A 22,724-nucleotide genomic window follows, 5' to 3' on the forward strand; every position below is an offset into this window, starting at 1 on the left:
TGCACTGCGTATTATTTTTTAACTACTAATCTAAATCCTTCACCGTGAATGTTTAGGATTTCAACATTTTCGTCTAATTTTAAATATTTACGTAATTTTGCGATGTAAACATCCATACTACGAGAAGTAAAGTAATTATCATCTCTCCAAATTTTTGTCAAGGCCAATTCTCTCGGCATTAAGTCATTTTCGTGAAGAATCAACATTTTTAACAACTCGTTCTCTTTTGGAGATAATTTGATTTGCTCTTGCCCTTCTATATTCAAGAAACGAAGTTTTGAATTCAAGTGGAATTTACCAACATTAAACTCAAACTGTACTTGTTCTGGTTTTACATCTGAAGATTTTCTTTGAATGATTGCTTTGATTTTCATCAACAACACTTCAGAATCAAATGGCTTATTTAAGTAATCATCTGCTCCTGCTTTGTACCCTTTCAATACATCTTCTTTCATTGACTTAGCTGTCAAGAAAATAATAGGCACTTCGCTATTTTTTTCTCTAATTTCCTTTGCCAATGTATAACCATCTTTGTAAGGCATCATAACATCAAGAATACACAAATCATACGCGTCTTTCTTAAATTTTTCAAAACCTTCCATACCATTTTTAGCTAAGGTAACATCAAAGTCATTTAGCATTAAATAATCTTTTAGAACGGCTCCAAAATTCAAATCGTCCTCCACCAAGAGTATTCTTTTATTTACACTTTCCATATCTTAATTTATTAGGGGTATTTTTATTATAAAGGTACTTCCTTTTCCCTTTTCACTTTCTACATAAACTTGACCATTATGGTCTTCAACTATTCTTTTCACATACGCTAATCCTAGACCGTGGCCTTTTACATTGTGGATATCACCCGTATGTTCTCTATAAAACTTTTCAAAGACTCTTTTTTGAGCCACTTTACTCATTCCTAAACCTTTATCTTGAATTTTTATCAAAATCATGTCTTTGATATTTTCTGTGTAAATATCAATAACAGGAGCTTCAGGAGAGTATTTAATTGCATTTTCTAAAATGTTTACAATAACATTTGTAAAATGCCCTTCGTTTACCAATACGCAGTTGCGATTTGCATCTAGGTGACTAGTAATCGACCCTTCTCTATCTTCAAGAATCAAGCTTACATGCTCAATTGCATCTTCAATTACTTCATCTATGTTAGTAGATTCTTTTTCTATATCTAATTCTTTCTTCTCTAGTTTTGAGATTCGCAACACATTCTCTACTTGAGCATGCATACGCTTGTTCTCATCACGTATCATTTGCAAGTACTTGAATACCTTTTCTTTATCGTCAATGATCTTCGGGTTTCGTATGGCATCTAACGCTAGATTAATTGTAGCGATAGGTGTTTTGAACTCGTGCGTCATATTATTAATAAAATCGGTTTTGATTTCCGAAATTTGACGTTGTCTTATTAATTGATTCAAAGCACTGCTGTAAGCAATTACGATGATTAACGTAAATATGATCGAAAGAATTGTGATACTTACCAACTCTGATAATAAGAACTTCTTTTTGTAAGGAAATGTTATAAATAACTTATACTTTTCGTTTCCTTCATTATCTGTAAAAATCGGAATAGAATATCCCTCCTCTTTATGTGAAAATCCTTTTGACAATATTTTTGTTTGAACACCATTATTGAATATCGAATATTCAAATTTGGTATTAACTCCATATTGCTCTAATTCCTTTTTGATTAATTTTTCTAGCTTATCTCCAGAAATTCTTTCATTTATTGGCATTACCGAGGCAATGTCTTTAAAAAATATTTCAAATTGGGCATTGTCTAAAATATCTAGATTACCACTCTTCTGTATTTTTACATCTGGTGTTAAGCTTTGTTGTAAACCCGACTTATCAATTCCGTTTTGATTGTAAACCTCAGTTGTTCTGCGACTGCTAAAGTTTTTAAACTTATCGGTATTAAATTTTTTATCAAATATTGAAGCTGAAATATTATAATCTTCAGATACTAAGCTATTTGTATAAATAATGGTTTCATTCGTTTTTGGATTCCTCTGAATGTATGAAAACTCTAATAAGTCATCTTTTTCAGGAATTTTACCTGTACTATCTTTGTATTGATTGTATTTTGCATAAAAACTATATGCTTCTTGTTTTTGCAATTTATCGGCTACATTACCCAAAACTTGCTTTACGTGGAATTTAAATTGCTCATCGTTGTTCTTAAATGAGGTATTAAACCAATACACTTGTACAAGTATTATCCCAATTAAGGACATACTCATCATTAAAACCAATAATCTAAAAAACATTTTATTCATCGCATCAAAATTAAGATTTTAACAGTATAGTTAAATATGCATTAACCAAAGATTAACATTTAAGACTCTTTTTGTTTAATCTCTAAAATTTTAAGAATTTCGTCAACTTTACGTTTTGCAGTCTCGAGATTAGAGTTTTCGATCACATAATCACTTTTAGAAACGCGTTGTTCATCTGTCCATTGCGCGACGATGCGTTGTTGTATTTGCTCTCTTGTAGTAGCGTCACGAGCAATGACACGCTGTATACGCTCCTCTAGAGGTGCTGTAACAGCAATAATATAGTCAAAATTTTTATAACTATCATTTTCAAAAAGAACGGCCGACTCATAAATAATAAATTGACAATGGCTTTTTGTTTGTAACCATTCTTTAAAATGATTTTTTACTGCGGGATGAACAATGCCATTAAGGCGCTTTAATTGGTCAGCATCGTTAAACACAATTTCTGCCAATTTTTGTCTATTCAGTACATTATTCTCAAAAAGATCTTTTCCAAAACTATTTTTGATTGCCTCAATTATCGCTTCTGATTGCATAATTATTCGTGCCTCATCATCTGCGATGTAAATCGGAATCCCCTTGGATTGAAAATAGTGTGCAATTGTTGTCTTGCCGCTACCTATACCACCTGTCAATCCAATTGTTTTTGTCATATGTGTTTTTTAAAGAATAATTCTGGGAAAGCCACTTCTGGTTTTTGTTTTAATAGTATGACTTTGTAATAGGATTTTATAAAACCCAAACCATAGCCAAAAAATTGTTTCCAAGCCGCTATTACAGATAAGTAACCAATTAAAACACTTTTATTTTTGATAGTTGACACCAGGAATATTAAAACGAAATATACTAAATATAGTAATAAAAAATAATCATTGTTAAAAAGTAATAGAATTACAGCAGTAAAAAAACCTATCACAAATAAGGAAGGAAATAAAAAAGTCAATTTGGTATATTTAGGATACCAACTATTTAATATCGGTCTCGCTTTTCCAAATTTACTCACTTGCACTGTAAATTTATCCCAATCTATTCGGCGTTTGTGGTACACATAAGCCTCAGTAAACAATCGTGTTTCAAAACCCATTTTCCATAATCGAATGGATAAATCGGGATCTTCACCGGGATGAATGTTTCCGAAACCTTTTGATGCTTCAAATGCTTTGCGCGACAACCCCATATTGAAACTACGAGGTTGGAACTTTCCGATTTTTTCAGAACCACCACGTATTCCGCCTGTAGTTAAAAAGGAAGTCATAGTAAAATTAATAGCTTTCTGAACACTCGAAAAACTATCAAGCGCAGCATCTGGACCACCAAAACAATCTACAAAATCTTTGTTTAATGCTTTTTCGACCTCATTCAGATACTGAGCTGGAATAATGCAATCAGAATCAAAGATGATAAAATAATCACCTTTCGCTTTTCTCATTCCGTAATTTCTTGAATCACCAGGTCCTGAATTCTCTTTAAAAAAGTACGAAATATTCAACTGACCCACATACTTATTGGCAACTTCAAGACACGGAAGCGCTGAACCATCTTCAACCAATACCACTTCAAAGTCATGTTGATAAGTTGATTTGGCCAAACTTTCCAAAAGTTCATCGACTTCATCAGGACGATTATAGACCGGTATAATTAATGAAAATAGCATAACAGTGCAATTGGGATTAAACAGAATTTATAGCAAGGCGCAAATATAGACCTTGCCAATGATAATCGACTCTATTTTTGTGTTTTTTAGTAATTTGCAAGCTAGTGTATTATTCAAACATCTCCATCACCTCTTGACTCACACCCATATTCGAGAATCCACCGTCGTGCAATAGATTCTGAAGGGTTACCTTCTTGGTCAAATCAGAGAAAAGTGTCAAGGCATAATTGGCACAGTCGTCTGCTGTCGCGTTCCCTAGTGGAGACATCTTTTCGGCAAAGGCGATAAATCCATCAAAACCTTTTACACCCGTACCTGCACGAGTAGCTGTAGGTGATTGTGAAATGGTGTTGACTCTTACCTTTTTATCACGTCCAAAAAAGTAACCAAAACTGCGGGCTATCGATTCCAAAAATGCTTTATTATCGGCCATATCGTTGTAATCAGGAAACACACGTTGCGCGGCCATATACGACAAAGCTACAATACTCCCCCACTCGTTCATAGCATCTTTCTTGTACAAAACCTGCATTACTTTATGAAAAGAAACTGCCGAAACATTCCAACCTTTCTCTGTAAACTCATAGTTTTGGTTGGTATAATGATTGCCTTTGCGCACATTGACCGACATTCCGATAGAGTGTAAAACGAAATCGATCTTACCGCCCAGTATCTCTACCGCTTGATCCACAAGATTTTCCAGATCAGTAACCGAAGTAGCATCTGCAGCAATCACTTGCGAATTCGTTTGTTCTGCCAAAGCATTAATATTTCCCAATCGTATCGAGGCCGGAGCATTGGTGAGAACAAAAACGCCCCCCTCTTCATGTACGCGTTCTGCCGTTTTCCAGGCAATCGAACTTTCGTCCAAAGCGCCAAAAATAATTCCTCTTTTACCTTTCAATAAATTGTACATGTTAGTCTTTTTTTGTGAGAGCCCAAAAATACACAATCGTCAGAGTTGATGAAATTATTCTTCGCTTTTTTTTAAGGAGCAAAAAATTCGTTTTTCAGCACACCATTGGTCCCGCTATACACTGTATCTGTTGTTTTTGCAATAGCAACACAACAGGATGCCGTTTCTATCGGGGCTCATAATAAATTAGGTGTTTCAATCAAATAACCAAATAGCTGCAAGTTGCTCCTCAAAATTAGTCCTGAACACTATAAGGACTCTCCGCTATTACACATTCTAGAGATTAATATATTTACTCAAATTTGAATTATATAAAATTCTACAGAATAATATTAGATTAAAAGAATAAGCTTTATTGAATAAAACTGTTCAAGTTTTTTTTATGAATATCTACACCAGTGAATATCTTTTAATTATAAAAGGCATCTTGTTATTGTATAAACTTAGTTTTAATACACTAAAAATTATACTTTTACATAGATGTTTTGAGCTATATGGAGTTTAATGGATTTACCGTTTCGCATCAAATTTTTGTTATGTGCAAATTTGAGTTATTAAATACTTCCAGCCGTTTCATAGCATCAAAATGTTACATCCAAATTTAAAAATGACAATTAAAGAAATTTTAAACACCACCGACCACAGGCCGTGGAAAATGCCAACGGGAAGTTGAAAATTATATCAAGAATGGAATAATGCCATATTTCTGCATTGGCAAGTTGAATTATCCGAGTTGGAAAAATTTGTCCCAAAAGAATTAGAAATCGATCTTATTGATGGCAAAGCCTGGATTTCGGTCGGAGCTTGTACAATGGAAAAAATAAGGCCAAAAAACTTACCTGCTTTTCCTCCAATTTCAGATTTTGATGAAATTAATATTCGAACATATGTAAAATCAAAGTATAAAACTGGTGTGTACGTTTTAAGCATTGAGGGAGGAGAAAGTTTGTCTTGCAAAATTGCAAAAGGAATATCTAATCTTCCCTATCGATTTTCAAAATCAAACGAACTGCAAATCAATTCGAATCCACTAACTCAGAATTTAATGATAATTTAGATATTCATTTTGAGATTGGAAATGAAATTTCGAAGAAAACGTTATTGGAAAAGTGGCTTACTGAAAGATACGTACTTTTCCAAGATAAATAAATGGCTATTAACGAAGTTGAAATTCACCATTTAGAATGGCCCATTAGTCAAATTGAAGTAAAAAAATTAGAATTCAATTATCCAAGATTTAGTAAACTAATTAAAGAAGAACCCAACATAATTCAGTACTCAAAAGGTGTTAAAATAATTGCTTGGGGAAAACATAACCAAAGAAAATAATAATTTAAGTATTATGTTAAAGCTTGAAAATTACATCGAAAATATAAAAACAAAGTTCCCACATACTGAAGACTTACAGCCTTGGGAAATAATTGACAATTTAGAAGATATTTTATCACAGAGAATTCAAGTCTTGGATAGTAACTACAAAATTGAAAATAATATTGCCATACACAATACGGCAACTATTGAACAAGGTGTGATTTTGAAAGGAACAATTATCATTTCTGAGAATTGCTTTGTTGGTGCAAACGCTTATTTGAGAGGACCTATATTTTTAAGTAACTCTGTAAAAATCGGACCAAGTTCAGAAATAAAGCAGTCTATAATATTTGATTATACTGCAGTTGCCCATTTCAACTATATAGGAAATAGTATTATTGGACATAATACAAATTTTGAAGCGGGTTCAATCTGTGCCAATCACTTCAATGAAAGACAAGACAAAAGAATTTTTGTAAAACATAATGATAAAATTATTGACACTAAACTCGAAAAGTTCGGCTCATTGATTGGTGATTTTTCAAAAATTGGAGCAAATGCAGTTTTATCTCCAGGAACAATTTTAGATAAGTATGCTGTTGTAAAGCGTCTTGAATTAATTGAGCAAGTAAAATAATCTCTAGAAATATACTTTGGGGAAAAATAATTGTAAATAACTGATTTAGAAAATGGACTTAGCACTTAACTACATACAGTGCGTAAATTAAAATTAGAAATTATTATCTTTTATCTTTAAAGTCGCATTAAAACAGAATTACGACAAATTCAAAATTTTAATAACATAACAAATAATGGATGAAATTATAGAACTTTCAAATAAAGAAATTGTAATTGAGAGAAACGAATACTTAAAAATAAAAGGTAGTGTTGATACAAATTTATATTATATCGTAAGTGGAAGTTTAAGAGTTTATTTTTTAGATGATCATGTCGAGCAAACAATTCGATTTGGTTACAAAGAAAATTTAATTGTTTCATTAGATTCATTTCTAACGAGACAACCTTCTGATTTATTAATTCAAGCAATTAAAAAAACAGTAGTAAAAGTTGTGAACAGAATACAAATCGACAAATTTCTGGAACTTGAAAGTAACAGAGAAGAGTGGACCAAAATTTTAGAAAATTTAGCTCTTCAACAAATGGAACGTGAAATTGACGTTTTAACTAGTTCCCCAAAAGAAAGATATAAAAGAGTTTTAAAGCGAAGTCCATTACTATTTCAAGAAATACCAAACAGATATATTGCAAATTATTTAAGAATGAGTGCCGAAACTTTATCTAGATTAAAAAAATCTTGACCTTCATCAAGAATTTTGCAATATGTTTTGAGAACTTTGTATAAAAAAAATATGCAATCCAAACAATTTATCGAAATACATTTAGAATATACTCTTCAAGTTTTAAAGAAGGCAGAAAAATTAAAATATTCTGATTTAAACACACTGACTTGGAGAAAATGTGAGACATCTTGGAATATTTTAGAATGTCTAGAACATTTGAATTTATATGGTAATTTCTATTTGCAGCAAATGGAAACTAAAATAAATGATTCTAAAACTAGACCTGAACTAGAATTTACAAGCGGAATTTTAGGTAGTTATTTTGCAAAAAGTATGTTACCTCAAAAAAAAATCAATAAAATAAAGACGTTTAAAAGTAAAGACCCTATAAATGTAAACCTTAATACATCTGTTATAGATACATTTATAAATCAGCAAATTAAGCTTTTACAGTTGTTAGAATGTTCAAGACACGTTAGTTTAAAAAAAATAAAAATTGAAACCTCAATTTCTAGTTTAATTAAAATAAATTTAGGTGACACATTTCAATTTTTTATAAATCATATCATTAGACATTTTATACAAATCGAGAGAATACAAAGCATGATTATAATTCATTGAAAAACGGCAGTTTTATTATTATTTTTATTGTAAATGCATACTAATCTGATCTGTGTATCAAAAAATTACATGAAGATTTGTGTATTATAACTTGATCTTTGTCTGCAGACTATTTAATGTGAAAAATTTTTTATCTATTGCTAAAAGCCTGTCTATTATATAATATTTATACAACGTAAATTAATACATCTGCTAAATGTGAAAGCTTCACCTCGTTCGTTTCTGAACGATGAAACCTTATTGATCAGAGCTGTTACTAATTTCACAACTCAATCTTTTATCATTGAAAACTTAAAAAAAAATTAGAGGCAATTCTGCCTCTTTTTTTCGCTATTTAGGCTGTAGTTTTCGATTCTAGTATGACTATTTATAACATTGAAAGTGCTTTAATTTTCCCGTTGATAAAAAAACCTCATTAAATTTTACCATTCAAAACAATTCAATTGATTCCATTTCCTGTTTTATTGCAAAGATATTTTTGTAAAAAAACCATATTGATGACAGACCCAAGAAAAATTACTTGCTAATTACCTTGTTATGGCTGATGTCTAGTGGTAATATTGTATTTTCGTAAAACCGAGAAGATACATTTTTACTTTAATCCTATTCTTAAATGACGGACTAATGGATTTCTATTTCTCAGTACATCATTATTAAAATAAATCATCATTAAAAAAATAATATGAAATTAATTCTTACTTCTATTGTCTCACTGACAATTGGATTTGGTTGTATTGCTCAAAGCAAAAATAATAAAGCAACTGATGCGTTAAAAAAAGAAACTGCGGCCTCTATGCAATCTAATTATGGCGAGTATAAAAAGATCGCCCTAACTATTTGGGATTATGCTGAATTAGGATTTAAGGAAGAAAAAAGTGCTGCATTGTTGCAGAATACTTTAAAAGATAATGGTTTTACCGTTGAAGCAGGTGTAGCTGGAATACCGACTGCATTTGTAGCAACTTATGGGAGCGGCTCACCCGTAATTGGAATTTTGGCAGAGTACGACGCTTTACCCGGTTTATCACAAGATAATTCTCCTACCAAAACAGCAAGTGCCAATCATACAAGTGGACATGCTTGTGGACATAATTTGTTTGGTACAGGATCGGTTGCGGCAGGTATTGCTGTCAAAAAATTATTGAAAACAGGAAAATTAAAAGGAACAATTAAAATATTTGGTTGCCCTGCCGAAGAAGGTGGAAGCGGAAAAGTATATATGGTACGTGAAGGTTTGTTTGATAACGTAGATGTAGCATTACACTGGCATCCAAGCGATGATAACTTGGTTACCAATTCAAGTTCACTGGCAAACATATCGGCTAAATTTAGATTTCATGGTATTGCCTCTCATGCTGCTGGTTCGCCAGAAAAAGGACGCTCTGCTCTAGATGCAGTCGAAGCAATGGATCATATGGTCAATATGATGAGAGAACACGTACCGCAAGAAACTCGTATACATTACGTAATCACAAGCGGTGGTAAAGCACCTAATGTTGTACCCGATTTTGCCGAAGTGTATTACTATGTGAGAAATCCAGCCAAAACAGAAGTAGTCTCCACATTTGAGCGAATTAAAAAAGCTGCAGAAGGTGCTGCCTTGGGTACAGAAACCAAAATGGATTTTGAAATCATTGGTGGTGCCCATGACTTACTAATAAACAAAACTTTGGTGGCCAACATGCAAATAAATTTAGAAAAAGTAGGCGGTGTTACTTACACAGACGACGAAGTTGCTTATGCAAAGAAAATGCAAGCAACCTTTACAGATAAGTATGCTCCAATTAATTCTGTCGCGACTGTAAAACCTATTAGCATAGCAAAAACACTTGGGTCTACAGATGTTGGTGATGTAAGTTATGCTATTCCAACAGTAGGACTTAGAGCTGCCACTTGGGTTGCTGGTACAAGCGCTCATAGTTGGCAAGCTGTTGCTTCTGGTGGTACTGAAATTGGAATTAAAGGAATGATGGTAGCCTCCAAAACATTGGCATTTACTGCAATTGATTTATTTACTAATCCTGACTTAATTAAAAAAGCAAAGGAAGAATTTATTGAAGCTAAAGGCGATTATCAATACAAAGCATTACTTGGTGACCGGGAACCAGCTTTAAATTACAGAGATTAAATAGATAATTTCTTCTCAGTATTTAATTATTTTGCTCGGATACAGTAGATTGCTATTCGACAAAAAACAATTGCTATTCTTGGTATTCGAAATTTTAAACAAGTCTTAAAAAAACAAAAGCCGCGTATTACTACGCGGCTTATTTGTTTATGGATTTAAAATCAAAGGTGTTCTACCATCGGTTATGATCACTTTGTTTTGTGTGTTTCGTAGTGCTTCGATGTATTGCTGTTGTAAAACTTCTTTTGTCAAACCACTAGATTTCATTCGGTTGGTCTCTGCATCAATTTTAGCTTTTTCCAAATACATTTTAGATGTTTCGAGTTCATTTTTTACTTGATTGGCCTGCTGCACAGCATTATTTCGCTGCTCAATTGCGTTTGCCATAGATTTTGGCGGCGTTAATCCAGACGTAAGTGTGTTTAGTGAAAAACCTTTATCCTTAAATTTTTTGGCCAGCACTACTTCTACTGATTTTTCAAAACTACCTAAATTATTCATTAAAGAATCGGTCGTGTAATTACGTGCTTCTTCACGATATGAGTCTGTGACTAACTTATTTAAGGTGTTGTTTTCTACATTGTCTAGAAATTCCTCTCCTGTACCTAGGTGCTTGTAATTAAGCACGATTGATGGCGCCTGCCCCCTTGTTGCTTGGTAAGTATAAGATGGGTCAATAGTGAATAATCCGGCATCGCGAGCCGAAACACTAATCGCATCACAGTCTGCTTTTTGTTCAAACATTGGTACTTGATACAATTCAGAACCTGGACCTAATGGGCCTTGTGCTCCCGTAACTGTTTTAAAGCTTTCTAATCCATTTCTTCCGTAATCTGTCATTAATACCCCCTCGTAGTTGGGCTCGGGGCGGTTACAAGAGGTAAGACTCACAATTGCGAGTCCGATAAGTAGAAATTTTTTCATAATTAATTTTGCTTTTTGCGGTTAAAAAATTTATTGTATGGGAAAAGTGTTAGTGCTATAACACTCCCTATTAATGTAATGATGGTAAGGCTTGGAGTCTCACTTCTAAATGCAATTTGGTTTAATTTTAAGAGTGCAATCAGAAAAACTATAAAAATTAATACTTTCAAAATTGTGTTTTTCATTCTAATTTATTTTCAATAATTGTGATCATTTTAGCAAGAGCTTAAATACATTTGTAAGATATATTAAATTTACGAGTTCAATTACTATTTTTTTAAAATCTAAAATATTTATTTATTCCTTGCAAGCTGAAATTTATCTCCACAAAAGTGTCAACTATCACTTTAGAAGAAATAGAAATGCTCTAATACATTAAAAAAAACATTCTTTTGTCAATTATTTGTATCTTGTAAGAGACTCAGGTTTCATTACATAGATTGTAAGAAATTGCCTTCTTAAAGAAATAAAGCCCTTAAAAAATTATCATGATGAATAGAAAAATAATCACAATAGGTTTTTGCATTCTTGCCACTAGCCTACTTACCTTCTCTTGTAAAAACACGACTACAGCTGCTCCACAAGATAAGCTTGTAATTCCCGTTGACAAGGCTAAGTTTTTGAATGGAGGATTAGCAGAACCTATTACTATCGAAACCAGGACACTATCAGATGGATCAAGTGCCGATTGCTATAAAATTGTAGTTAAAAGTACGCCAACTGATCACGCCATGGGACCTTGGTGCCCTACCAATATTTCTGATGATGCTTCTGCTGGTGGTATTTGGTTAGAAAACGGTAAAGTTTATGATGTAGATGGAGCTTTTGTAAAAAACTTAGCGCAGTTTTATAAAGATTCTACTTGGGCTATGTATAACAAAGCCACTGGAGCCATTACTAAGACCAAAACGGAAGCGGATTGCCGCGAGGCTGCCAATCCTAATGTAGGGGAAGAATATAAAAATTATTGTGTAGAATGTTTGCCTTCTTACGTAGCCAATCTATCCCATACTTATTATATTCCTGTACGTCCAAAAGCAGCTGCTAAGCCTTATGAATTTTCAAAAGGTCCCGGAGGACCAGGCGGACCTGACGGGCCAGAAGGTCATCCAAAGCCTGATGGCGAAAGGGGCCCTAAACCATCTCATGATAGTACACCGTCTACCCGTGGGTTGGCTTTTAACGGAATTGTTTTTGATGCTCCTGCACCAACTGATCGTATTCTAGGCGCCTACACTTTGGCTCCTTTTGATGATGCTGGTGGACATATTAATTTGAATGCTGGTTATCATTATCATGCAGCAACTGGTCTTTCGACAAGAATCGCACAAACAGATCAGCATGCAGCCATGATAGGGTACGCCATGGATGGATACGGATTGTATGAAAATACAGATAGCAAGGGAACAGATTACAAAGATCTAGATGCCTTAAGAGGTCACTACGATTCAGTGAGAGGATATCACTACCACGTAGACAAAGCAGGAAATAATAATTTTATAAATGGATTACGCGGTGAATTTGCTGAGTAGGTTCAAGTATGATTACTCCTAATCACTTTTCTTTAGCTTAATTGCTATAATATCTTCGATTATTAATCGTATAAAGAAAATCCCGACTATTGCTATTTTATGCAGGAGTCGGGATTTTTTTATTATTCTAAAAACCACTTGATAATTTTCTTTTTCATATCAGAATATGGAGCATATTTAATTGAGGGTTCCAACAAAAATGATTTATCTAAAATACTTTTGAAGTGGGTAAATGAATCAAAACCAGCTTTACCATGGTAGTTCCCGATTCCGCTTCCGCCCACACCACCAAAAGGCAGCTTACTATTTGACAAATGCATTAAACTATCGTTTACAGCACCGCCGCCAAATGATATTTCACTCAACAATTTATCAGCGCTTTTTGAGCTCTTCGTGTATATGTAACACGATAAAGGTTTTGGCCTACTCTTGACTTTTTTAATGGCTTCATCTAGATTGGTAAATGACAATACAGGAAGCAAGGGACCAAAAATTTCATCTTCCATGACTTCGTCTTCAAATGTGATATTATGCATAATAGTCGGACTTATAAATCGCTCTACTTCATTTGTAGTTCCGCCATGATATATTTTATTACTGTCTAGTAGTTTGATCAAGCGGTCAAAATTTTTGGAATTGATAATCTGCAAATAGTTTTCTGCTTTAACGTCTTTTTCTTTGTAATTTGCTTTTATTTCCTCTTTTAATGCTTGTAGAAAACGACTTTCAATTGCTTTGTCGACCAAAATGTAATCTGGTGCAATACAAGTCTGTCCAGCATTTAAAAATTTTGCCCAAACAATTCGCTTTGCTGTCATTTTAATATCTGTATCTGCAAGTACAAAAGTGGGACTCTTTCCTCCTAGTTCTAATGTAACAGGTGTCAAATGCTTTGCAGCTGCTTGGTAAACGATTTTACCAACGGTAGTACTACCTGTGAAAAATATTTTATCAAATTTCTGATTAAGTAATTCTGTAGTTTCTTCAATCCCACCTTCGACCACGCAAAAATATTCAGAGGCAAAATTCTCATTGATCAATTTGGCCATAACTGCCGATGTTCTAGCAGGAAGTTCACTTGGTTTCAAGATGACTGTATTCCCAGCGGCTAGTGAAGTTATTGCTGGTACCAAGGATAGTTGATAAGGATAATTCCAAGCTCCAATAATTAGTGTTGAACCCAAAGGTTCTGGAATGATATAGCTCTTGGCAGGAAAATTTACAAATCCTGTGGAAACTTTTTTTCGTTTACTCCATTTTTCGATATTATCAATTGAATTGTTTATTTCGTGATACAATAACGATAGTTCTGTCAAATAGGTTTCAAATTCTGACTTTCCGAAATCATCGTAAATCGCTTTGTAAAGTAACGCTTCATTGTCTTTTAAAACCTTCTTAATTTTGGTCAATTGAGCGATCCTAAAGTCAATGCTCTTGGTTGCATTTGAATTGAAAAAAGCTTTTTGACTCGCCAGTATTTCTTGAATTTCCATCTGTAATTGTTTTTGATTAGTGTTTGAGAATCTTGAAGCAACAAAAAGAACTAAAATATGTAGTGACTTTTAGCTAAATCTTGTACTATCGCTTCCGTTTCAATAATCCTTTCAAACAAATCTACGACCCTACATTCAATAAGTAGATTGGTTTCCATTCTATTTTGAATGCAATCGCATTAAACTGCACCTTTACGTCCAAAAACTGACTAAACACTGAATTTTATTTGATGAGTAAGAAAAGCTAAGAGACACCACTAGCCTATTAGTCTCCTAACTAAATATAGCTGAAAAATAAAATAGTACACTTTTTTAAAAAGTAATTGATATATCAATTATATTTGTGTCAAATATTAAATTATGAAAACAAATAATCCAACAGGAACTGTACTCTATACAATTGAGCAAACAATTAAAGAGTACCGAAAACTATCACAAAAAAATATTGCTGCTGTTGTTACAGACATCACTGTAGACCAGTGCTTGCTATTAATTATTCTTAGTAAAAATGCTTTTTTATCGCAGAAAGAAATAGCAAAATTAATATTTAAAGACAATGCTTCGATTACTCGAATTATCGAGTTAATGGTAAAAAAAAATTATCTAACCAGACAGATAAACGAATTAGACAGAAGAAAATACACGCTGGAAATAACCGAAAAAGGAACCAAAACCATTGAACTACTATCCCCCGTGATAACCCAAAACAGACAAACTGCTCTTGCAGGCTTATCGCTGAACGAAATTGAAACTCTTGATGAAATTTTGAATAAGATAATTATAAATTGTAAGAACTAAGATGAAAAAATTAAATCGACAAAAGCTAATCTGTATACCCTACGATTACAGTAAAAACAAAATACATCACACATTAATTATACTATTCTGTTTTATTACGACTTTCTCCTTTGGTCAAAATACAGACAGCATTCAAAAAAACAGACTGCATATTATGAATCAAATAGCAGCAAAAGTAAAAAATCATTATATATTTAAAGATATTGCGATTCAAACGGATTCTTTACTAAGACAAAAAAATATTCAAGATAAATTTGCCCTTTTAGACAATAAAGATTTTGCGAAACAACTCACTACTTACTTGAAATCAGTCACCAAAGACAAACATTTTTTTATTAAATACATTGGCAATACTCAAGTAAATTCTAAAGTTCCAAATGACAAAGAGCAGCAAAAGATCTATAACTATTTGAATAGTCTCGAAAATTATGGCTTTGAAAGTGTAAAACGTCTTGAAGGAAATATTGGTTATATCAATTACAAAGGCTTTGCTGAGCCAAAATCAAGCGAAATTGCAATGGCTGCTGCGATGAATTTTGTAGCCAATACCAATTCATTAATAATTGACTTAAGAGAAAACAAAGGTGGTGATGGAAATACGTTGCTTCAGTTTTGTAGTTATTTTTTTAAAGTAAAAACAAAGCTTTATGATACTTACTTTCGAAATACAGATCATAGTACTGAAGATTGGACGAAAAATAAGGTGTTAGGATTGAAATACCTAAACAAACCAATCTACATATTAACGAGTGGAACTACCTTTTCAGCGGGAGAAGGCTTATCTTACTTTCTACAATCTTATAATTTGGCAAAGGTAATCGGGGAGCAAACTGGGGGTGCTGCCAATCCCGTTGATCATTTTATTATTGATAATCAATTTTTAGTCTTAATTCCGAGTGGAAAAATTACTGCAACCTTAACGAAAAACAGCTGGGAACAATTGGGTGTAACTCCAGATATAATTGTAAGTAAAGAAAAAGCATTCACGAATACTTACTGTATGGCGCTGAATGAACTATTAAAAAACAGCTCTAAAACCGAATTAAAAGAAGAGGAAATTCGAGAACTAATCAAAAGTTTAGAGAAAGATTTATAGCTTTCCCTATGGTTACCAAAGTATTTATTGCATACCCAAAATAGAAGTATCGAATCAAAAAGAACTGTAATAATTGTTTTTAAGAATGAAAGCAAATTTCCCTAAAATCATATGGGACACCATTTCATTCTTAAAAACTAACTACACGCACAAAGCGGACTAATTTATAGGACTGTTAATCAAAAGTATTCTAATAAAGCCAATATACCTGTGTAGGATATGATTAGTGAAAATAACAGTGCAGAAAATAAACCGATATTTACAAACAAACTTGTTTTGTATCCCTTCATTACTTTTTTATTATTGACCATTAATATAATTCCGAAAACAACGATTGGCAATACAAACACATTAAAAACTTGCGATAAAATTTGCATCTCAATTGGGTTCGCTCCAAAAATCGGAACAATCAAAGCAACCAGACAAGCAATAAATGTTACTACTCTAAATTGGCGTGAATCGGTATCTAAGATTCCAGATTGATAATCAGCCAACAATAAAGGTGCAATCAATAAACAAGGAAAAATAGAAGACAAACCTGCGCTCAATGTGCCAAAAAAGAAAATAGAAACTGCCAAATTACCTGCTACAGGTTCTAACGTATTGGCCATATCTAGCACTTTTGTAACAGGGTGCCCTTGGTGGTATAGTGCCCCACAAGCAACTGCCATTACAGCACCACTTATCAAGAATATAAAAATACTTGCTGTGATAGAATCTTTCTTTTGTTGGTCGAGATTTGCAATTGTCCAACCTTTACCTCTTACAAAAAGAGGACGTGATAAAAATGTAGCTGCCGCCATAGTGGTTCCCACAAATGCGGCAACCATCATTTTACCTCCCGGAACAGTTGGTATTGACGGAATTAATCCCATAACAACATCAGCTGGTAAAGGGTATACAAAAAACAGAGAGAGTATAAACGACAATCCCATAAAAGTTACAAAAATCACCAGTATCTTCTCAAAAAAAGCATACTTCCCTACTAGCATCAGCGCGTAGAAAATACCAATAATTAAAATTGCAACACCAAGTACTGTTTCGTATTTGTATCCTATGAGACCCTTAAAATTCATCGCCAGAATTTCATAGATGATATTGGCCGAAATTCCTAGGATTCCCATTAATGAATTCCACTGTCCAAATGATATACCGATGATGATAATTAATGCCAAATACTTGCCTCCTTTAATGTGTTTTTTAAAACCATAAAGTGCAGTTTCTCCAGAGATTAGCGCATAGTTCCCGTAGGCAAACATTAATACTCCAGAAAACAAGCAGCTCAATAATAAAACCCATAATAATTGCATTCCATAAGTACTTCCTGCAACAATCATCGAGGTAACACTTCCTGTACCTATTGTGTAGCCAATGGCAAATATTCCGGGACCAAAACTGAGAATGAGCGCAATTAATTTTTTTGTAATAGACTTATTTGTCTTAATAGTTTCCATGGTTTGTTGGTTTGTTTTTGATTAGTTAGTGGTGGTTATTTCCAGTTGGTATGATGAAATTTACCCGAGGCATCATCTATGCGTTGGTACGTATGTGCGCCAAAAAAGTCACGCTGCGCCTGTATAATGTTTGCAGAAGAATTGGCAGTTGCATAACTGTTTAAGAATTGCAAGGCTTCACTTAAACTCGTAATTGGTAATTCAGCCAAAACACATTCAGATACTACTTTATTTGCACTAGGCTTCAAAGTTTTTACTAGCTCAACTATTTTAGAATGGGTCAATATGTTATCTGATTCTTTAAGAACTTCTACCAAATCAACCATAAGATCCGATTTGATAATGCAACCATTTGTCCAAATTCTGGCAAGCTCGCTCAAGTTCAAATTCCAATTATGTGCTTTTCCTGCCTCAGAAATTAATTTGAAACCTTGATAATGATTTATAATCCTAGCAAACTGATAAGCGTCTAGAATTGCCTTGATATCTAAATCTGGCTGTATATTGGATCCAAAATTAGAGTGTGCTTCAATTCGTTCTTCTTTATAAAATGAAGTGTACCTAGCAAACAATGCAGAAGCAATCAATGTACTCGGAATTCCCAATTCGGCAGTTGTAATTGTAGTCCAATTTCCTGTTCCTTTATTTCCTGCTTTGTCCATGATTTTGTTGACAAGCCAATCGTTGCCTTCTTTTTTTCGAAAGATAGCTTCTGTGATTTCTAGTAAGTAGCTATTAGCAGTCAATTTATAACTTTCTAGAATAGCAGCAATCTCATCTGGATTATTACCCATTGCAGTAAGGACACTGTATATTTCTCCCAAAAGTTGCATTTCGACATACTCTATACCGTTGTGCACCATTTTTACAAAATGACCACTTCCCTCTTCACCTATGTAAGTACAACACGGTAAATCGTTTTTGTCTTTGGCAGCAATAGCTTCTAGATAAGGTTGCACTTTTTTGTAGGCGGCTAGTTCACCTCCAGGCATAATCGATGGCCCTTTTAATGCTCCCTCTTCTCCACCTGAAACACCTGCTCCTACGAAGTAAATATATTTTAATTTTAAATAATCTGCTCTTTCTTTGGTATCTCTATAGTTCGAATTCCCACCATCGATCAAAATATCACCTTCTGATAAATAAGGTAATAAATCTCCAATCACGGCATCGGTAATTTTCCCTGCATTGACCATTAACATTATTTTTCTAGGTCGCTCCATAGAATTTACAAAAGACTGCAAATCATCAAAAGCCAACGAATCAGAAAGTTCTTCAAACTCATTTTTAAAGTTCACTGCTACATTCTCTTCAATTCCTGCCACATGTCTATTGAAAACGGAAATACTGAATCCTTTTTGCGCTAGATTTCTAGCCAAACTTTTTCCCATTACTCCCAATCCAAATAATCCAAATTCTGTTTTTTCGGTCAGCTGTTTTTTCAATTTTTCTACAATTTCAGTGGGACTTAATGTGATATCAATCGCAATGCAATCTTTGGGTTCTTCTAAGATCTCAAACTGCGATGCTAGTAATTTTGAAGACATATAATGGTCATCGCGAGCTTCAATACGCTGCTTGATTTGCTCATAGGAACCTTTTAAATAAACCCAATGAATCGGTTCATCAATACCAGCATTTAATATTACTCTGTATTTTTGTTTTAAAGCAGAACAAACAATAATACAACTGTTCGTTTTTAATTGCTCTTTTGCTAAATTATTAAGTGTTTCTAACCAAGCTTGCCTATCGTCATCATTCAGAGGAATTGCAGCAGTCATCTTGTCCACATTTGCTTTCGAATGATAATAGTCACCGTCAAAATAGGGAATTCCTAATTTTTGAGATAGCAATTCTCCAATGGTGCTTTTACCAACACCAGAGACACCCATAACATATATTATTTTATTTGATTTCATAAACAATTGTTTCTCCTGGTTTAAGTAGTGTAGTTTTTTTGGTTTTCTTATTGGTATAGCTTAACTGTACGTCAGTTTTACTTAACGACTGTATCGTAATTTTATTCTTTTCATTTTTCACATAAACATCTGAAGGTGTAGAAAACTGAATTTGAATTGCATTTGAAACTACTTTCTTCACAGAGAAAAATGCAGTTACATTCTCTTTAGTCAAAGATACAGACTCCTCTCCTTCCATCGTCCAATTTGACTTATTAACAGCCCAACCTCTTACATCTGGATTCGTTTTGTCTTCATCAATTCGATCATCAAACTTTTTAAAAGGAGCAATTGCAGTGATAAAACTAAAATTTTCCTTTTTCTCTTTCGAAATTACTGACCATTCTTTACCATCCTTCCCATCTGTAATCACATTATCTGTAGCGATCAATTGGTAAATATCACTTCCAGAGCCATCATTAAAAGTAGAACGCAATAAATTGGGTGCTTTTTCTAAACTATAATGTCCCTGCCAAACTTGCTTGTATGTATGAGGAGCATCAGACTTAAAGTTGTCTTTTATAATCCATAGATCCCCTTTCAAATAAATTACTTGTCTTGAATAGTGTACTCCTATATTCTCAAAACCATCATGACTACCAGCAAAGAAATCGACATCATCACCAGCTTTCCAACCAATCGTCTTCGGATTTGGTAAAACTTTAAACTTTCCGAAACCACTACCTCCCTGGTTACCACCATATTCTTTTCCTTGCATTTCGTTATCAACCAAAGCAACATTTTTGACCATTGAGTTTTTAAAGAACTCATAATCTTTAAGTGAATATCGCACTTGATAATTAGGCAAAATAACTTGACCATTTGCCATAGCTTGAATACCCAACATATCTCCATGTTGATGATCAGGTTTCTCAGGATCTAATCCGTTGGAAATTGCCATCATCATATTTTCTTTTTTCCAACCGTCACGCATAAAGTAGTAACCCGTTTCTGGAAAAGCGACTGAAGTGAACTGCGGTTCTTTGGATTTAATGTTATCCAACATTTTTAATTGGTTGTCGTTGAGATACCAAAACATATCCGATGCCACAAAATTATTAGCAAAATACCCCATCGCAGGATCTGAGAATAACAAGTAACCCAACGTCAAAGCTCCAGAAATATTGTTTTTTTCTGCCCAAGGCTGATCAGTATCATCAGAGAAAACAGGTGCTGATTTATCTGGGAATCCAATTTTTGTAAGTGTTACAAACAATGACTTTAGTTTGTTCTCCCAAAATTCATCTACTTTGATATTACTGTTTTTTGCTAATTGGTAAACAAAATAGTATGTATCAATATCACTAATGTGGTAATGAACGCTGCGTTCAAACTGAAAACCATCTTTATTGATTTCTTGTGTAAGATGCTGTTTCAGCATTCCCATCGAATGATCATACCATTGATCTGAATCTTTAAAATCTTTAAATAAAATAGATAACATTGCAAGTGCCGACATTCCTCGTGTTTGGTGATTACCCGATACAAATTCGCCGTTGGTTTCATAAAGACTTGAAGCATGCTGCAATAAAGTTGCAATGGTAATCAGCTGGTCTTCGTCTGAATAGGCTTTTTCCCCCAAGAACATGTTATGAATTTCCAACCAGTTTAAAATGCGATATCCTGATCGAAACGCTTCATAAATTCCGTTACCATCCTCGATCGTCTCATATTTATTGGCATTTAATGCTGTATTCAACGACTTCAATTGATTTTTGAAGTAATTTAAATATTGCGCGTCTTTGTTTTGATAATTGTAATAGAATGCAATATCTACCATCTTGTGCTGACGAGCTAAATGACGCATTGCATACGCATTCACAGGATCACCATTTTGATATTGGTATGGTAATTTCCACTGTGCGACTGCAGGAAATTTAGTCAAATGATCTAGCGCTCTCTCAACATGGCCGCTTTTTGCTTCTGGGTAAGTAGCAGCATACTGCTTGAAACGAGCATCATTATTTTTCCAATCATAAAAGTAGCGTTCCGAAAATTTATTTCTAAAATATTCGGCCAACTTGGCTGGCGTAACACCGTTAGATCCGCCAAGTTCTTTTTGTACTTCTGGTTTTAAATAAGAAAAAAGTTCTTTTGTATCCATACTACTTTCTGCAGGTATCTTTTGAGAAAAAACATCTTGCGGAATGTGGGATAGAAATAAGATAAATAGTGGTAATAAAGAGGCTATTCTTTTCATTTTTTAGCAATAATTATTTGGTTAGTTATAGTTGTATTATGCTTCTTTCCATAGTTTCTGAATGCTTTTTAAATCTTTTTTAATAGCATCAAAAACTACTTTTTTATCAACAGTAATTGTTCGTATACCTTGTTCTGCTCCACCTAGATCATATTCTATGTGCAAGGACACCGGTGGTTTTAAATTGTTCTTTTTTAGTAATTTAAAGTAGGTTGTAAAGTCAACCATACCTTCGCCAATAGGTACATTAATGGCTTCCCATTTTCCGTTTACTTTTCCCCATTTAAAATCTTTAAGAACAATGATTTTAATATCTTCCTTTAAAAGTCGAAAAGCATTTTCCCATGAATTTCCTCCTTCGACCACAGCATGTCGAATGTCAAATTGTGAGCCAAAGTAATTGGGGTTTACCGTTTCCATTATTTTCTTTACTTCCCAAAAAGAGGAACCTACCACTACTCCATCAACGTTTTGATACGATCCTACAAGACCCAAATTTTTATTGATGTCGCCCAGCTTTCTTATTTCTTCTTGGTAGAAAATAAGCGAATCTTGCATCGATAAATTATCCTTGTATTTGAACCAGTTCGTTCTGTAGAAATTAACTTTAGCTGCCGCTGCGGCTTCTAGCACTTCAATATCAATCGGGTTATTGACACTTTCGACCGTAGTTGTAATCATTTTACAATGAACACTACTCTTTCTAATCGCATCAATAGCTAATGGTAAATCCAATTTTGCACGTTCAGGAAGTACGTGACCATTGGGACGCACCGTTAAGTCGACACCCGCGAAACCCATTTCGGCTGCTATTTCTCCAGTTGCCTTGTAATCTAAAAATTGGAGATGCTTAGAAAATATGCTTACATCAAGTACGTCATGGTCATCAAAATCAAATATGCTTGGAAAAGAAAATGTTGACAACGGTAGCATTCCAGCGGCACAAGCTGATTTTGAAATAAATTCTCTTCGTGTAGACATGGTATTACTGGTTAAAAATGCACTTATCTGCTCTGCTAAAAAAGCCTAAACAAA

At 33.7% G+C, this 22,724-nt stretch carries 20 protein-coding genes; 9 read left to right on the plus strand and 11 right to left on the minus strand.

The window, feature by feature from the left end; all coding sequences use genetic code 11:
- Positions 1 to 11 precede the first annotated feature (11 nt).
- The 5 genes from LXH21_RS10600 to LXH21_RS10620 all read right to left on the minus strand — a co-directional run bounded on the left by LXH21_RS10600 (position 12) and on the right by LXH21_RS10620 (position 4,873).
- Positions 12 to 716, minus strand: a complete 705-nt coding sequence (locus LXH21_RS10600; RefSeq protein ID WP_239865555.1) for a response regulator transcription factor — start codon at positions 714 to 716, stop codon at positions 12 to 14.
- A gap of 3 nt (positions 717 to 719) precedes the next feature.
- Positions 720 to 2,300, minus strand: a complete 1,581-nt coding sequence (locus LXH21_RS10605; RefSeq protein WP_239865556.1) for a sensor histidine kinase — start codon at positions 2,298 to 2,300, stop codon at positions 720 to 722.
- Positions 2,301 to 2,359: 59 nt separating this feature from the next.
- Positions 2,360 to 2,956: a dephospho-CoA kinase gene (gene coaE, locus LXH21_RS10610; RefSeq protein WP_239865558.1), complete on the minus strand. Its 597-nt coding sequence runs from the start codon at positions 2,954 to 2,956 to the stop codon at positions 2,360 to 2,362.
- Positions 2,953 to 3,957: a glycosyltransferase gene (locus LXH21_RS10615; protein WP_239865561.1), complete on the minus strand. Its 1,005-nt coding sequence runs from the start codon at positions 3,955 to 3,957 to the stop codon at positions 2,953 to 2,955. The genes coaE and LXH21_RS10615 overlap by 4 nt, the downstream gene beginning before the upstream one ends.
- Before the next feature lie 109 nt (positions 3,958 to 4,066).
- Entirely contained in the window at positions 4,067 to 4,873 is an 807-nt protein-coding gene (locus LXH21_RS10620) for an enoyl-ACP reductase FabI (RefSeq protein ID WP_239865562.1), read from the minus strand.
- Between the two features lie 733 nt (positions 4,874 to 5,606).
- Here LXH21_RS10620 and LXH21_RS10625 point away from each other — a divergent pair.
- From LXH21_RS10625 to LXH21_RS10650, 6 genes are all read left to right on the plus strand, one after another.
- On the plus strand, positions 5,607 to 5,930 hold the full coding sequence (locus tag LXH21_RS10625; protein WP_239865564.1) for a DUF2071 domain-containing protein: 324 nt from the start codon (positions 5,607 to 5,609) through the stop codon (positions 5,928 to 5,930).
- Positions 5,931 to 6,022: 92 nt separating this feature from the next.
- Complete coding sequence (locus tag LXH21_RS10630) at positions 6,023 to 6,202, plus strand: DUF2071 domain-containing protein (protein WP_239865566.1); 180 nt, start codon at positions 6,023 to 6,025, stop codon at positions 6,200 to 6,202.
- Between the two features lie 13 nt (positions 6,203 to 6,215).
- Positions 6,216 to 6,821, plus strand: coding sequence for an LbetaH domain-containing protein (locus tag LXH21_RS10635; protein WP_239865568.1), 606 nt, complete (start codon positions 6,216 to 6,218; stop codon positions 6,819 to 6,821).
- 175 nt (positions 6,822 to 6,996) lie between these two features.
- Positions 6,997 to 7,503: a Crp/Fnr family transcriptional regulator gene (locus LXH21_RS10640; protein WP_239865570.1), complete on the plus strand. Its 507-nt coding sequence runs from the start codon at positions 6,997 to 6,999 to the stop codon at positions 7,501 to 7,503.
- Between the two features lie 51 nt (positions 7,504 to 7,554).
- Complete coding sequence (locus LXH21_RS10645; RefSeq protein ID WP_239865572.1) at positions 7,555 to 8,106, plus strand: DinB family protein; 552 nt, start codon at positions 7,555 to 7,557, stop codon at positions 8,104 to 8,106.
- Positions 8,107 to 8,788: 682 nt separating this feature from the next.
- Positions 8,789 to 10,234, plus strand: a complete 1,446-nt coding sequence (locus LXH21_RS10650; protein WP_239865574.1) for an amidohydrolase — start codon at positions 8,789 to 8,791, stop codon at positions 10,232 to 10,234.
- A gap of 147 nt (positions 10,235 to 10,381) precedes the next feature.
- Here LXH21_RS10650 and LXH21_RS10655 read toward each other — a convergent pair whose 3' ends face one another.
- Positions 10,382 to 11,158: an SPFH domain-containing protein gene (locus tag LXH21_RS10655; RefSeq protein WP_239865576.1), complete on the minus strand. Its 777-nt coding sequence runs from the start codon at positions 11,156 to 11,158 to the stop codon at positions 10,382 to 10,384.
- 488 nt (positions 11,159 to 11,646) lie between these two features.
- Here LXH21_RS10655 and LXH21_RS10660 point away from each other — a divergent pair, with 488 nt between their 5' ends.
- Positions 11,647 to 12,690 (plus strand): YHYH protein, encoded by a 1,044-nt coding sequence (locus tag LXH21_RS10660; protein WP_239865577.1) that lies wholly within the window; start codon positions 11,647 to 11,649, stop codon positions 12,688 to 12,690.
- Positions 12,691 to 12,812: 122 nt separating this feature from the next.
- Here the strand turns inward: LXH21_RS10660 and LXH21_RS10665 are convergent, their stop codons facing one another.
- Positions 12,813 to 14,183 carry an aldehyde dehydrogenase gene (locus LXH21_RS10665; RefSeq protein ID WP_239865578.1) on the minus strand — a complete coding sequence of 457 codons (1,371 nt, stop codon included), beginning with the start codon at positions 14,181 to 14,183 and terminating at the stop codon, positions 12,813 to 12,815.
- Positions 14,184 to 14,543: 360 nt separating this feature from the next.
- Here LXH21_RS10665 and LXH21_RS10670 point away from each other — a divergent pair, with 360 nt between their 5' ends.
- Together LXH21_RS10670 and LXH21_RS10675 are read left to right on the plus strand one after the other, a co-directional pair.
- Positions 14,544 to 14,981: a MarR family winged helix-turn-helix transcriptional regulator gene (locus LXH21_RS10670; protein ID WP_239865579.1), complete on the plus strand. Its 438-nt coding sequence runs from the start codon at positions 14,544 to 14,546 to the stop codon at positions 14,979 to 14,981.
- Between the two features lies 1 nt (position 14,982).
- A complete protein-coding gene (locus LXH21_RS10675) occupies positions 14,983 to 16,077 on the plus strand; it encodes a S41 family peptidase (protein ID WP_262916198.1) in 1,095 nt (364 codons plus the stop codon).
- A gap of 179 nt (positions 16,078 to 16,256) precedes the next feature.
- On the opposite strand, the gene LXH21_RS10680 is transcribed toward LXH21_RS10675, so the two are convergent.
- The 4 genes from LXH21_RS10680 to LXH21_RS10695 are packed head-to-tail and all read right to left on the minus strand — an operon-like array spanning position 16,257 to position 22,670.
- Positions 16,257 to 17,531: an Nramp family divalent metal transporter gene (locus LXH21_RS10680; protein WP_239865583.1), complete on the minus strand. Its 1,275-nt coding sequence runs from the start codon at positions 17,529 to 17,531 to the stop codon at positions 16,257 to 16,259.
- A gap of 35 nt (positions 17,532 to 17,566) precedes the next feature.
- A complete protein-coding gene (gene gndA, locus LXH21_RS10685; RefSeq protein WP_239865585.1) occupies positions 17,567 to 19,450 on the minus strand; it encodes an NADP-dependent phosphogluconate dehydrogenase in 1,884 nt (627 codons plus the stop codon).
- Complete coding sequence (locus LXH21_RS10690; RefSeq protein WP_239865587.1) at positions 19,437 to 21,689, minus strand: heparinase II/III family protein; 2,253 nt, start codon at positions 21,687 to 21,689, stop codon at positions 19,437 to 19,439. Before LXH21_RS10690 ends, gndA begins: the two co-directional genes overlap by 14 nt.
- A 36-nt stretch (positions 21,690 to 21,725) precedes the next feature.
- Positions 21,726 to 22,670, minus strand: coding sequence for a sugar phosphate isomerase/epimerase family protein (locus LXH21_RS10695; RefSeq protein ID WP_239865589.1), 945 nt, complete (start codon positions 22,668 to 22,670; stop codon positions 21,726 to 21,728).
- Between the last annotated feature and the right edge of the window lie 54 nt (positions 22,671 to 22,724).

Source organism: Flavobacterium algicola (assembly GCF_022399565.1).
GTDB lineage: Bacteria > Bacteroidota > Bacteroidia > Flavobacteriales > Flavobacteriaceae > Flavobacterium > Flavobacterium algicola.

Bases quoted from the DNA above. Each gene is read 5' to 3' on its own strand.
- LXH21_RS10600 (WP_239865555.1), bottom strand. From the start codon at position 716: ATGGAAAGTGTAAATAAAAGAATACTCTTGGTGGAGGACGATTTGAAT.
- LXH21_RS10605 (WP_239865556.1), bottom strand. From the start codon at position 2,300: ATGAATAAAATGTTTTTTAGATTATTGGTTTTAATGATGAGTATGTCC.
- coaE (WP_239865558.1), bottom strand. From the start codon at position 2,956: ATGACAAAAACAATTGGATTGACAGGTGGTATAGGTAGCGGCAAGACA.
- LXH21_RS10615 (WP_239865561.1), bottom strand. From the start codon at position 3,957: ATGCTATTTTCATTAATTATACCGGTCTATAATCGTCCTGATGAAGTC.
- LXH21_RS10620 (WP_239865562.1), bottom strand. From the start codon at position 4,873: ATGTACAATTTATTGAAAGGTAAAAGAGGAATTATTTTTGGCGCTTTG.
- LXH21_RS10630 (WP_239865566.1), top strand. From the start codon at position 6,023: ATGGCTATTAACGAAGTTGAAATTCACCATTTAGAATGGCCCATTAGT.
- LXH21_RS10635 (WP_239865568.1), top strand. From the start codon at position 6,216: ATGTTAAAGCTTGAAAATTACATCGAAAATATAAAAACAAAGTTCCCA.
- LXH21_RS10640 (WP_239865570.1), top strand. From the start codon at position 6,997: ATGGATGAAATTATAGAACTTTCAAATAAAGAAATTGTAATTGAGAGA.
- LXH21_RS10645 (WP_239865572.1), top strand. From the start codon at position 7,555: ATGCAATCCAAACAATTTATCGAAATACATTTAGAATATACTCTTCAA.
- LXH21_RS10650 (WP_239865574.1), top strand. From the start codon at position 8,789: ATGAAATTAATTCTTACTTCTATTGTCTCACTGACAATTGGATTTGGT.
- LXH21_RS10655 (WP_239865576.1), bottom strand. From the start codon at position 11,158: ATGAAAAAATTTCTACTTATCGGACTCGCAATTGTGAGTCTTACCTCT.
- LXH21_RS10660 (WP_239865577.1), top strand. From the start codon at position 11,647: ATGATGAATAGAAAAATAATCACAATAGGTTTTTGCATTCTTGCCACT.
- LXH21_RS10665 (WP_239865578.1), bottom strand. From the start codon at position 14,183: ATGGAAATTCAAGAAATACTGGCGAGTCAAAAAGCTTTTTTCAATTCA.
- LXH21_RS10670 (WP_239865579.1), top strand. From the start codon at position 14,544: ATGAAAACAAATAATCCAACAGGAACTGTACTCTATACAATTGAGCAA.
- LXH21_RS10675 (WP_262916198.1), top strand. From the start codon at position 14,983: ATGAAAAAATTAAATCGACAAAAGCTAATCTGTATACCCTACGATTAC.
- LXH21_RS10680 (WP_239865583.1), bottom strand. From the start codon at position 17,531: ATGGAAACTATTAAGACAAATAAGTCTATTACAAAAAAATTAATTGCG.
- gndA (WP_239865585.1), bottom strand. From the start codon at position 19,450: ATGAAATCAAATAAAATAATATATGTTATGGGTGTCTCTGGTGTTGGT.
- LXH21_RS10690 (WP_239865587.1), bottom strand. From the start codon at position 21,689: ATGAAAAGAATAGCCTCTTTATTACCACTATTTATCTTATTTCTATCC.
- LXH21_RS10695 (WP_239865589.1), bottom strand. From the start codon at position 22,670: ATGTCTACACGAAGAGAATTTATTTCAAAATCAGCTTGTGCCGCTGGA.